Source organism: Variovorax sp. AC103 (assembly GCF_979254005.1).
The window spans coordinates 34,881-46,414 of record NZ_CEEDFC010000009.1 but is presented as its reverse complement, the minus strand read 5'-3'; the positions used below and the strand labels follow the sequence as shown (position 1 = coordinate 46,414).

Here is an 11,534-nt window from a genome sequence, read left to right as displayed (position 1 = left end):
ATGAGCGGCAAGATCTCGCTGGTCGGCATCGGCCCCGGCAGCCACGACCACATGACCCAGCGCGCGCTGGCCGCCATCGCCGAGGCCGACGTGGTGGTCGGCTACAGCACCTACATCAAGCTGGTCGCCGACCTGCTCGAAGGCAAGGAAGTGATCCGCAAGGGCATGACCGAAGAGCTCGACCGCGCGGTCAACGCGCTCGAGCGCGCCCGCGAGGGCAAGAAGGTCGCGCTCATCTCCAGCGGCGATGCCGGCGTGTACGGCATGGCCGGCCCGACCTACGAGGTGCTGTTCCAGGCCGGCTGGACGCCGGACTCCGACATCGCCGTGGAGGTGGTGCCCGGCGCGTCGGCCATCAACGCCTGCGCGGCGCTGGTGGGCGCGCCGCTCACGCACGACTTCTGCTCGATCTCGCTGAGCGATCTGCTCACGCCCTGGCCGGTGATTGCCCGGCGGCTCGACGCGGTGGCGGCGGCCGACTTCGTGGTGGCCCTCTACAACCCCAAGAGCGGGCGGCGCACCCAGCAGATCGTGCAGGCGCAGCAACTGTTCCTGCGGCATCGGCGGGCGGACACCCCGGTGGCGGTGGTCAAGTCGGCCTACCGCCGGCGCGAGCGCATCGAGTTCACCACGCTGGCCCACATGAGCGAGTGCGACATCGGCATGCTGACGACCGTGCTCATCGGCAACAGCCACACCTTTTTGCAGCACGGCCTGATGGTCACGCCGCGCGGCTATGCCAACAAGTACGACCTGGACGACGGCGGCAGCACGCGCAGCGGCGAGAAGCCCGGCCGTTCGCTGTCCACCGGGCTGCTGGGCTGGATGACCAACCTGCGCGCCGACCACGCCGACGGCATCAGCATTGCCGCGCTGGCGGCGCAGCACCGCCTGCCGGCCGACTACATCGAGGCCGTGCTTGCCGCACCGGTCGAGGCGCAGCCGGCCGTGGCCGCACCGCTGGAACCGGCAGAGGAAACACAGGAATGACCGAGGTCGTCAAACCGAAGATCGGCGTGTACAAGCGCCACCTGCTGGTCTGCACCGGCCCGCGCTGCAGCCCCGACGGCGCCTCGCAGGACCTGTTCGACAGCCTGGGCGACAAGTTCAAGGCGGCGGGGCTCAACGAGGGGGAACTGCGCGTCAAGCGCAGCCGCGTGGGCTGCTTCGCGGCCTGCAAGGGCGGGCCGGTGATGTGCGTGCAGCCCGACGGCACCTGGTATTACAACGTCACGCCCGAGAACATGGACCGCATCGTGGCCCAGCACCTGGTCGGCGGGGTGGTGGTGGAAGACCTGGTGTTTCACCAGGGGCCTGGCTTGGGGGCGGGCGAGGACGGCTGAGAGGGTGCTCAGCGCGGCTCCTGGATGAAATCGACGAAGGCGCGCAGCGGTGCCGGCAGCAACCGCCGGCCCGGGTAGTACAGGAACGGCCCGGAAAAGCGCGGCCACCACGGCTCGAGGATCGGCTCGAGCGCGCCGCTGTCCATGCAGGGGCGCAACCAGTCCTCGAACAGGTAGATCACGCCGGCCCCGGCCACCGCCGCATCCACCGCCAGGTCGGTCGCGGCACCGAGCCGCACGATCAACTGCCCCGTCACGTCCACGCGAAGCACTTCGCCGTCGCGCTCGAACTCCCATGGCGGCATCGATCCGCTGGCGAAGCGCCCGCGCAGGCATTCGTGGCCGAGCAGGTCGCGCGGGTGCTCCGGGCGGCCACGGCGCGCCAGGTAGGCGGGCGAGGCCGCCACCGCGAAGCGCTGGGTGCGCGGGCCGATGGGCACGGCGATCATGTCCTGCTCCAGCCGCTCGTCGTAGCGGATGCCGGCGTCACAGCCGACCGCCAGCACGTCGACGAAGCCGTCCTCGGCAATCACCTCGAGCGCGATGTCGGGGTAGGCCGCCAGGAAGCGCGGCACGATCGAGGGCAGCACCAGCCGCGCCGCGCTGACCGGCACGTTCAGCTTGAGCGTGCCGGCCGGCCGGTCGCGAAAGCCGTTCACCACGTCCAGCGCGGCCTCGACTTCGCTCAGCGCGGGCCGCAGCCGCTCCAGCAGCCGCTGCCCGGCCTCCGTGGGCAGCACGCTGCGCGTCGTGCGGTGAAACAGCCGCACGCCGAGCTGCGTTTCCAGCCGGCGCACCGCCTCGCTCAAGCTCGAAGCGCTCACGCCGCTCAGGCGTGCCCCGTCGCGAAAGCCCTTGGCTCCCGCCACCGCCACGAAGGCGTTCAGATCACCAAGGTCGACTTTCATTGTGTGGAATTCCGTACAGCCTGTGCCGATTGTGACGACTTATCAAGCAATGGTGCGCTGCCTAGACTGGCCTCGTCCCTTCAAGCTTCATGAAAGAAACACCATGTCCAGCACGCAAGCCCCCACCTCGTTCGCCCTTGGCGACCGCGCCGTCCATCGCCTCGGCTACGGCGCCATGCAACTCGCCGGCCCTGGCGTGTTCGGCCCGCCCAAGGACCGCGCCGCGGCGCTGGCCGTGCTGCGCGAGGCCGTGGAAAGCGGCGTCGGCCACATCGACACCAGCGACTTCTACGGCCCGCACATCACCAACCAGCTCATTCGCGAGGCGCTCGCCCCCTATTCGAAAGACCTGGTCATCGTGACCAAGATCGGCGCACGGCGCGACGACAAGGGCGGCTGGCTGCCCGCGTTCTCCGCGCAGGAACTGGCGCAGGCGGTGCACGACAACCTGCGCAACCTGGGCCTGGACGTGCTGGAGGTCGTGAACCTGCGCATCATGTTCGACACCCATGGCCCGGCCGAAGGCTCGATCGAGGCGCCGCTCACGGCGCTGGCCGAACTGCAGCGCCAGGGCCTGGTGCGCCACGTCGGCCTGAGCAACGTGACCGCCGCGCAGGTCGCGCAAGGGCGCGCCATCTGCCGCATCGCCTGCGTGCAGAACCACTACAACCTGGTGCATCGCCACGACGACGCGCTCATCGACCAACTGGCGCGCGACGGCATTCCCTATGTGCCGTTCTTTCCCTTGGGCGGGTTCACACCGCTGCAGTCGTCCGCGCTCTCCGGCATCGCCGAAAGCCTGGGCGCGACGCCGATGCAGGTGGCGCTGGCCTGGCTGCTGCGCCGCTCGCCGAACATCCTGCTGATTCCGGGCACCTCGTCGGTGGGCCACCTGCGCGAGAACCTGGCGGCACGCACGCTGGAGCTGCCGGCCGATGCCATGGCCGCGCTGGACGGCGTGGCGGCGCCGAAGGGCAACTGACCTTCAGCGCGAGGTGGAGCTTGCTGGAGCGGGCGTGATCGTCCGCTCTAGCCAGCCCAGCAGAACCGTGCCGTGAAGTTCCGCAACAGCTTCGGCTCGTACGTGAAGTCCAGCCCCCGTATGGCGTGCGCGCGCCGGGCCACCGCGGCGATTGCGTCTGCGACGTAGTCCATGTGGTCGTTGGTGTAGACCCTTCGCGGGATCGTCAGCCGCATCGACTCCAGCGGCGCTTTCTCTTGCACGCCGGTGAGCGGATCGCGCCCCAGGAGCAGGGACCCGATTTCGACGGCCCGCACGCCGGACTCGATGTAGAGCTCGCATGCCAGCGCATGCGCGGGAAACTGCGCCGAGGGAATGTGCGGCAGCAAGGCCGCGGCATCCACGAACACCGCATGCCCGCCGGTGGGGTATTGAATCGGGATGCCCGCGGCGCGAAGACGTTCGCCAAGATAGGCGACCTGCCCGACCCGGTAGTTCAGGTAGTCGGGATCCATCGCCTCTTCGAGACCGACCGCCAGCGCCTCCAGATCGCGGCCCGCCAGGCCTCCGTACGTGATGAAGCCTTCGCTGACCACGCAGCGTTCCTGCACTGCACGGTACAGATCTTCGTCATCGCGAAATGCGCAGAACCCGCCGATGTTGACCAGTCCGTCCTTCTTGGACGACATGACGGCGATGTCGGCGCAGGACATCATCTCGCGCACGATCTCCGGGATGCTGTGCTTCGCGTATGCCGGCTCGCGCTGTTGGATGAACCAGGCGTTCTCCGCGAAGCGGGTCGCGTCCATCACCATCGGAATTCCGGCCTTGCGCGCCATCTCGGAGGCAGCCCGCAGGTTGCCCAGCGCGACCGGCTGGCCGCCGGTGGTGTTGCAGGTCACGGTGGCCACGACGGCCGCGACGTTCGACGCACCTTCTGTTTCGATGAGCCGTGCGAGCTCGGCCAGATCGAAGTTGCCCTTCCAGTCGTGGTATTTCCTGGTGTCCAGCGCTTCCTTGTTGAGTGCGTTGAGGGCGCGCGCGCCGGCCAGCTCGATATGCACCTTGGTGGTGTCGAAATGGAAGTTCGACAGGAACACCGGCTGCCTGGAGGCGCGCCGCTTGACGAGCTCGGGGTAGAGAAGTTGCTCCGCGCCCCGTCCCTGGTGGGCGGGCACGAGGTACGGGTAACCGAACACCTTGTCGATGGTTGCTGCCAGCCGGTAGTAACTCCGGCTGCCGGCATACGCCTCGTCGGCGGCCATCATGGCGCTCCACTGGCGATCGCTCATGGCGCCGCTTCCGCTGTCGGTGAGGAGGTCGATGTACACGTCGTCGCTGCGCAGCAGGAAGGGGTTGAGTCCTGCCTGGTGCAGGGCGTTTTCGCGGTGCTCTCGCGTCGTCATTGCGATTCGCTCGACGGTCTTGATGCGGAATGGCTCCGGGATGCGTTTCATGTGAACTCCATGATCTTCAGTTCGACCCAGCAGGGGAAAGCTGGGAAGGGAAGGAAATTTCGTCTATTCGGTGAACGACGATCTTTCGTTGTGAAAGACAAGAGAATTATTCGTTCTTCGTCCAGGAATGAGCTTTCACTTTTTTGCTTCGAAAACGAAAAAAAGAGGAAAAGTTGTACGATTCAATTCTTCAAAGAAAAGAAATTGCACATGCTCAAACTCGACAGCACCGACGTGCGAATGCTTGGCCTGCTGCAGGAGAACGGTCGAATGTCGAACCTCGAGATGGCCGAGGCGATCGGGCTTTCTCCGGCGCAGTGCAGCCGGCGCCACCACCGCCTGGACGAGGGCGGGGTGATCGACCGGTACGAGGCGCGCCTTCGCCCCGCCGCAGTGGGGCTGCATGTCACGGCTTTCGTCCATATCGGCATGGAGCGGGGCCACATGCGCGATCTCAAGCTGTTCCGGCAAACCCTTGCGCGCATGCCCGACGTGCTCGAGTGCCATTCGGTCACCGGCGACTTCGACTACGTTCTGAAGGTCATCGCGCGCGATCTGGAGGGGCTCAACGTCTTCCTCACGGAACGGCTGGTGGCGCTGCCCGGCGTCAACTTCGTCAAGTCGCTCGTCTGCCTGGAAGAAGTAAAGCCGCGATCGGGGCTGCCGCTGCCGCAGTAGCGATCTGAAAACAGTGCGTGCGCGCTCGCTCCGCGTGCGATGGGCCGCGCGGCCCGTGGCACGCAAGCGCTCAACCGCCCAGCAGGCGAGTGCTGCCCAGCATCTCGTGCGTGTCGTGCGCCATCACGGCCAGGAACGCGAGCAGCCCGATGTAGTACACGCTGTATGTCAACCGCGTCTCGCCCGACACCGCGTAGTACTGCTGGTTGGCCGGGTCCTTCGGGTCGTACTTCCACGCGCGCATGACCTGCGGCGCGGCCAGCACGGCCACCAGAACGAGCATCGGGCTCGGGCGCCAGAAGAACAGCGCCACCAGCACCGGCACGCCCACCAGCCACACGCGCGGCGTGAGCACCGCGGTGATGCGGCCGCCGTCGAAGGGCGACAGCGGAATCAGGTTGAACAGGTTGATGAAGAAGCCCGCGTACGCGAGCGCCAGCAGCAGCCGGCTGTCGGTCTCGCGCGCCGCGAAGTAGCAGGCCAGTGCGGCGAGGCTGCCGAGCAGCGGGCCGCCCAGGCCGACCCACGCCTCGGTCTCCACGTCGTGCGGCTGCTGCTTCAGGTCGATCCACGCGCCCACGAAGGGAATGAAGGTGGGCAGCCCCACGTCGAGGCCGCGCTGCCGCGCCGCGAGGAAGTGGCCCATCTCGTGGACGAAGATCAGCGCCACGAAGCCCACCGCATAGCGCCAGCCGAACACGAAGGCATAGGCCAGCACCGACACCAGCATCGTGCCGCCCGAGAGCGCCAGCTTGCCGAGCTTGCCCGCGCTCAGCAGCAACAGCAGCAGCTTCACCATGGCGCGTGCCTCAGGTCGCGGGGGGCTTGGGCGGCTCGTTGAAGGTGGTGGTGTCGCTCGGCGGCGGCGCGACCGTCGCAGCAGGCGCGGCCACCACTTCGGGTTGCTTCTTCTTGAAGATCTTCGCAACGCCCCACAGCGCGGCGCCCACCGCCACGATCGCCAGCTTGGCGAACTTGGCCGCGAACGCCAGGATGATCGCGAACAGGCCCAGCTTCTTCACCGCCACGCCCGCCACCAAGGCGGCCAGGCCGTAGGCGGCGACCTTGTCGGTGGACGCGTTGAAGTCGGCGTACTTCTTGCCGTCGTCGTACTGCAGCGCGGTGAGCAGCCTGGCCGCGTCGGGCTTGTACTTGTCGATGTCCTTGGCGTTGGTGATGAGGTTCAGGCTCAGGTAGCCGTCGCGGCCCAGCGCATAGGTGTTGTAGTTGACGCCCTGGTTGTCGTCGGCGCCGCCCTTTCGCTTGGACAGTGCCGACCACACGAGGCGGTGGGTGCCGGCCTCGTACTCGGGTTTCTGCGCCCAGCCGGTCACCTCGATGGCGGGAATGCCGCGCTTGGCGCGCTCTTCGTTCGCGGCCTCGGTGCCTTCCTTCAGGCTCTTGAGCAGGTCGTCGGCGTTCCACTCCTTCGCATCGTCGTCCTTGATGTAGCCCTCTTTCACGAACTTCACCACCGCCATCCAGTCGGCGTCGTCGGCGGGGAAGATGGCACCCAGGAAGGTGTCGTCGGTGCGGTTGCCCATGGCGCGCATCAGCTGCGCGGCAGCGGGCGTGGGCACCCACACGTAGCCTTCCGGCAGTTTCAGGTGGGCCTGGTCGCGCAGCACGATGTCGGCGGGGCCGGCTTTCTGCACGGCCTTGGCGGCCTTGAATGCGGCCTCCTGCTCGGCTTCCGGCGACAGGGCGGTGGAAGCCGGTGCGGCGGTGGTGGAAGCACCGGCGGAAGTGCCGGTCGGGGATGCGGCGTGCGCGGTGTGTGCCACGAAAGCGGCGCACGCGAGCAGCAGGCCGGCCGTCAGGCGGGTGGTTTGAATACGCAAGTTCTCTCTCCTCGGTTGTTATGAATCTGGCGAGCGAGAAGAGTGTAAATACCTAGGTGTCGCTCCACTTCCGAAGGAGGTTGTGGTACGTGCCCACCAGCGTGCGGCGTGCCGCTTCGTCGGCACCGCTCTGGTTCAACCGCTGGATCGCGTGGTCCATGTCGAACAGCAAGGCACGGTCGCCCGCGTCGCGCACCAGGCTCTGCACCCAGAAGAAACACGCCACGCGCACGCCGCGCGTGACGGGCGTCACCTGGTGCAGGCTGGTGGCGGGGTACAGCACCATGTCGCCGGCCGCGAGCTTGACGGTCTGCATGCCGTGCGTGTCTTCCATCTGCAGCTCGCCGCCGTCGTAGCTGTCGGCGTCCGACAGGAACAGCGTGGCCGACAGGTCGGTGCGCAGCTTGCGCCCCGTGCGCGGGTCGATGCGCACGCCGCCGTCCACGTGCAGGCCGAAGTGCATGCCTTCGCCGTAGCGGTTGAACATCGGCGGGTACAGCAGGTTGGGCAGCGCCGCGCTGATGAAGGTCGGGTGGCGCTCCAGCGCGCTTGCGACGATGGCCTGGCACTCGTGCGCCACCGCCGAGCCTTCGTCGATCTGCTGGTTGAACTTGACCGGCGCGCCCTGGTGGCCCGCGGTGACGCGCCCGTCGACCCAGGCATCGCCGGCTGCGTCGAGGCGCGCGCGAACCGCCGCGAGCGCCTCGCGGTCCAGAACACCGGGGATGCAGACCAACATGGGAGAGGGCTCCTGGGCAACTCAGAGGCGGTAGGTGAGCGACAGCGTGGCGGCGCGGCCCGAGCCCGGCACCGCACGGCCGCCGTCCGAAGGAATCAGCGCGTCGTAGTAGTGGCGGTTGGCCAGGTTGAACAGGTTCAGGCGGATGTCGTACTTCGGCTGATGGTAAGCCACCATCGCGTCCAGCCGCGCATAGCCGCCGACCTGCACGAGGTCGGTGTTGTTCGCGAAACGCTTCGCGCTGTAGGTGGTGCCGCCGCCGATTTCCCACTCGGGCGTGATGGCGTAGGTGGCCCACAGGCTGGCCGCGTCCTTCGGTGTGTTGGCCGGCGTCCTGCCGAGCGTGCCGGGCGCAATGCCGTCGACGATGGTCGCGTCCAGGTGCGTGTAGGCGCCGAACAGCTGCAGCTTGTCGGTCACGCGGCCCGCCACGCCGGCGCGCGCGCCGTTCACCCGCACCGTGCCGGTTGCGCTGTAGGTGCCGTCGCTGTTCTGCGAGCGTGCGTTGGTCTGCGTGATCTGGAACGCCGCTGCCGTGAACGACAGGTTGCCGTCGTTCATGTCCCACTTGCCGCCGAGCTCGTAGGCCTTGTTCTTCTGCGGCGGCAGCGGCTGCGTGTTGCCGGTGGTGGCCACCAGCTGCTCGAGCGAGGGGTTGAACGACGTGCTGTACGACACGTAGTACGACTGCGCGGGCGTCGGCTGCCAGATGGCACCGGCGCGCACGCTGGTGAAGTCGACGGTCTGGCTTTCGGCGGCGAGCGTGGTCGCGCTCGCGATGCTGTTGGCGATGTTCGCGCGGTAGTGGTCCTGCCGCACGCCGGCCACCAGCTTCCACTGAGGGCTGAGCTCGATGGTGTCGTTCACGTAGCCGGCGACGGTCGTCGCGCTGGCGGTGGCCAGGTTGCCGGGCAGCGTGGGCGCGGTGCTCGGGGTGTTGCCCTGGTAGGGCGCGAGCAGCGGCGAGCAGGTGGCGTAGCCGCTGGTGCTGCCCGCGGTGTTCAGCGGCACGCCGGCGCAGGTGCCGTTGCGGTAGTAGGCCTGGTTGTCGTAGGTGTCGTGGCCCAGTTCCAGGCCCGCGAGCAGGCTGTGCTTCACGGAGCCCGTCTGGAACCTGGTGCTCAGCTCGGTCAGGTTGAACAGCGACTTGTCGTGGATCGTGCGGTCATGGCTTTGCTGGCGCACCCACAGGCTGCTCAGCGGCAACGACGAGAACGCGGCGGTGGGCACGGCCGTGGTGCCGGTGGAAAGCGGCGTGAACACGCCCTTGGCCGACAGCGTGCCGATGCCCTGCGGCGCGGTCTCGCGCGCGTCGGTGGTCACGTCGTTGTACTGCGTCTGGTTGCGGATCGACGTGTCGGGCGTGAGCTTGTGCTGCACCACCGCGCTGAAGGCCTGGATGTCGGAGATGGTGCGGTCGTCGCTGAAGCCGTAGGCCGTGTCGCGGTCGACCTTCACCGGATGGCCGTTGAGCGGCGGCACGCCGTAGTCGGGCTGGTCGCGGTTGTGCTGCACCAGCGCGGAGAGCGTGACCTGCGTGGGCGTGTTGATGCCGAACTTGAGCGAGGCGTCGAGCCCGAAGTCTTTCAGCTTCGTCTGGTCGCGCGTGCTCGCGTCGCCCTGCTGGCCCATGGCCGCGATGCGAAAGGCCGAGGTGTCGGACAGCGGGCGGTTGATGTCGATGGTCGAGCGCACGAGGCCCGTGGTGCTGGCCGACACCGACACCTCGCCCGCGGGCGTGAGCGACGGCTTCTTGGTGACCTGGTTGATGACGCCGCCGGTGGAGCCGCGCCCGAAGAGCATCGACGAGGGGCCCATGAGCACCTCGACCGAATCGAGTGCGAAGGTGTCCCGGTAGTACTGCGCGCGGTCGCGGGCGCCGTCCAGGTAGATGTCGGTGCGCGCGGAAAAACCGTTGAGGTTGATGTTGGTGCCGATCTGCCCGCCCTCGGCGCCGCCGATGGTCAGGCCCGGCACGTTGCGCAGCGCGCTCGCCAGCGAGGTTGCGCCTTGCGACTGCATCACCGCCTGGTTGATCACGGTGATCGACTGCGGCGCGTCGCGCAGGTCGGCCGGCAGGCGGCTCAGGGAGGCGGGGTTGGCGCCGAAGCCGGTCTTGTCCTGTGCGCCTTGCACCTGCACCTCGCGCAGCGTGGCGGGCACGGAGGTGCCGGCGGCAGGAGCGGTGGCGGGAGCGGTGGTGGGAGCAGCGGCGGGCGCGGGCGCCTGCTGCGCATATGCGGCGGGCAGCGAGGCGCAAAGGCCGAGCAAGGCGAGGGCCACGGGTGTGCGGGAGGAGCGGGTCATGGGCGGATTTCCGATCAGTGCGCGTGCTGCGAAGCCCGCGCCGTGCGGTGCAAACGAAAGCACCAGCGAAGTGGAAATTCTGGCCGCGAATGACTCTTATTTGGCGCTTTTGCCGCCGGGTGTCTGGCCTGCGAGACAGCCTTGCTTCTTTACCTGCGCAGTCAGGTGAAAGGCAGGTTTCTTCAAGTCGGCGCGGTGAGCGCCATCGGGAACTCCCGGATCACTCCCACGGCGTGGCCGCCGGAATTTCGCACACCGGCTCCACGTCGATGCTCTTGAAATCCGCCGGCGAGACGATCTCCAGGTACTCCATGTCCGGCGAGTAGTCGAACAGGTAGTGCCGGATGCCCGGGCGCTGGTGCACCACGTCGCCGGCCTCGACCAGCGTTTCCTTGTCCTCGTACATGAAGCGGGCCCAGCCCTTGACCATGATCACGATCTGGAAGTCGGCCTCGTGGCGGTGCCAGCCGGTGCCCGTTTCCGGTGCCATGTTGGCCTTGACCAGATGCGCGATGACCTTGCCGTGGGTGGCTTCGGCAATGCCCAGGTCGCGGTAGAGAAAGAAGTCTCGCAGACCCCCCGGCACGAACTCCGTGTCGCCGGGTTTCACATGGGAGAACTGGGTGGCAGTACGGTCCAGCATGGGGCGCTCCTTCGCAGGGGGGTGGGTGTTGCGGCGCAGCACGCATAAAGCGTTCCTGCCGCCGTTGAAGCCGACATCGCGGTAGCCTTTGTCCATCGACCCTTCTGCACTTCATGAGGAACACCGGATGAGCAAGCCCAAGCAATGCACCCACACCGACGGCATTCACCACGTGGTGCCCAGCGCCAAGGGCTGCGAGGAGTGCCTGAAGACCGGCAGTCCCTGGGTCCATCTGCGCCTGTGCCGCACCTGCGGACATGTGGGCTGCTGCGACGATTCGCCGAACCGCCATGCGCGGGCCCACTTCCACGAGACCTCGCATCCGATCATCGAAGGTTACGACCCGCCCGAAGGCTGGGGCTGGTGCTTCGTGGACCGCGTGCCGCTGGACCTGGGCGACGACACCACGCCGCAGGTCGGGCCCATTCCCAGGTTCGTCTGAGACGAACGCGGCTGCGGCCTCTGTCCACGGCAGGAGCGGCGCAGCCGTCCAGCGCGAGGGCTGGTGGCTGCCCGCCGTCGTGAATAAGTCAAAAATACCCAGTTTTAGGGATGTAGCATTTGTTTGCTCGTGTAACAGTTCGGTCGCATTTCCAAGCGACGGTTAACTCTGCGGCGATTCATTCCGAATACGGCAGCCGGCTTGGCAACCAAGTC

General features: G+C 67.5%; 12 protein-coding genes. 5 read left to right on the top strand and 7 right to left on the bottom strand.

The genetic code is table 11. The annotated features are described in order from the left end of the window. Both cobJ and AC0IYU_RS14840 read left to right on the top strand, forming a co-directional pair. On the top strand, positions 1-990 hold the full coding sequence (gene cobJ, locus AC0IYU_RS14845) for a precorrin-3B C(17)-methyltransferase (protein WP_472118070.1): 990 nt from the start codon (positions 1-3) through the stop codon (positions 988-990). Next, on the top strand, positions 987-1,343 hold the full coding sequence (locus AC0IYU_RS14840) for a (2Fe-2S) ferredoxin domain-containing protein (RefSeq protein ID WP_435440061.1): 357 nt from the start codon (positions 987-989) through the stop codon (positions 1,341-1,343). The genes cobJ and AC0IYU_RS14840 overlap by 4 nt, the downstream gene beginning before the upstream one ends. 8 nt (positions 1,344-1,351) lie before the next feature. On the opposite strand, the gene AC0IYU_RS14835 is transcribed toward AC0IYU_RS14840, so the two are convergent. Then, entirely contained in the window at positions 1,352-2,251 is a 900-nt protein-coding gene (locus AC0IYU_RS14835) for a LysR family transcriptional regulator (RefSeq protein WP_472118067.1), read from the bottom strand. 103 nt (positions 2,252-2,354) lie between these two features. Here AC0IYU_RS14835 and AC0IYU_RS14830 point away from each other — a divergent pair, with 103 nt between their 5' ends. Then, positions 2,355-3,233, top strand: coding sequence for an aldo/keto reductase family oxidoreductase (locus tag AC0IYU_RS14830; protein ID WP_472118064.1), 879 nt, complete (start codon positions 2,355-2,357; stop codon positions 3,231-3,233). 47 nt (positions 3,234-3,280) lie between these two features. Here AC0IYU_RS14830 and AC0IYU_RS14825 read toward each other — a convergent pair whose 3' ends face one another. Continuing rightward, complete coding sequence (locus AC0IYU_RS14825) at positions 3,281-4,669, bottom strand: tryptophanase (protein ID WP_472118061.1); 1,389 nt, start codon at positions 4,667-4,669, stop codon at positions 3,281-3,283. A 204-nt stretch (positions 4,670-4,873) separates the two neighbouring features. On the opposite strand from AC0IYU_RS14825, the gene AC0IYU_RS14820 reads away from it, so the two are divergent. Continuing rightward, positions 4,874-5,347 (top strand): Lrp/AsnC family transcriptional regulator, encoded by a 474-nt coding sequence (locus AC0IYU_RS14820; protein WP_472118561.1) that lies wholly within the window; start codon positions 4,874-4,876, stop codon positions 5,345-5,347. A 70-nt stretch (positions 5,348-5,417) separates the two neighbouring features. On the opposite strand, the gene AC0IYU_RS14815 is transcribed toward AC0IYU_RS14820, so the two are convergent. The 5 genes from AC0IYU_RS14815 to AC0IYU_RS14795 form a co-directional block, all read right to left on the bottom strand. Further along, on the bottom strand, positions 5,418-6,146 hold the full coding sequence (locus tag AC0IYU_RS14815; protein ID WP_472118058.1) for a site-2 protease family protein: 729 nt from the start codon (positions 6,144-6,146) through the stop codon (positions 5,418-5,420). 10 nt (positions 6,147-6,156) lie between these two features. Continuing rightward, positions 6,157-7,188, bottom strand: a complete 1,032-nt coding sequence (locus AC0IYU_RS14810; protein ID WP_472118056.1) for a DUF2167 domain-containing protein — start codon at positions 7,186-7,188, stop codon at positions 6,157-6,159. 52 nt (positions 7,189-7,240) lie between these two features. Further along, positions 7,241-7,927 (bottom strand): Fe2+-dependent dioxygenase, encoded by a 687-nt coding sequence (locus tag AC0IYU_RS14805; protein WP_472118053.1) that lies wholly within the window; start codon positions 7,925-7,927, stop codon positions 7,241-7,243. 21 nt (positions 7,928-7,948) lie between these two features. Then, the gene (locus tag AC0IYU_RS14800) at positions 7,949-10,234 is read right to left on the bottom strand and encodes a TonB-dependent receptor (RefSeq protein ID WP_472118051.1); all 2,286 of its coding nucleotides are present in this window, start codon (positions 10,232-10,234) and stop codon (positions 7,949-7,951) included. Positions 10,235-10,454: 220 nt separating this feature from the next. Next, positions 10,455-10,877 (bottom strand): cupin domain-containing protein, encoded by a 423-nt coding sequence (locus AC0IYU_RS14795; protein ID WP_435440048.1) that lies wholly within the window; start codon positions 10,875-10,877, stop codon positions 10,455-10,457. A 127-nt stretch (positions 10,878-11,004) separates the two neighbouring features. On the opposite strand from AC0IYU_RS14795, the gene AC0IYU_RS14790 reads away from it, so the two are divergent. Beyond that, positions 11,005-11,319: a UBP-type zinc finger domain-containing protein gene (locus tag AC0IYU_RS14790; RefSeq protein WP_472118049.1), complete on the top strand. Its 315-nt coding sequence runs from the start codon at positions 11,005-11,007 to the stop codon at positions 11,317-11,319. The last annotated feature ends 215 nt before the right edge of the window (positions 11,320-11,534 follow it).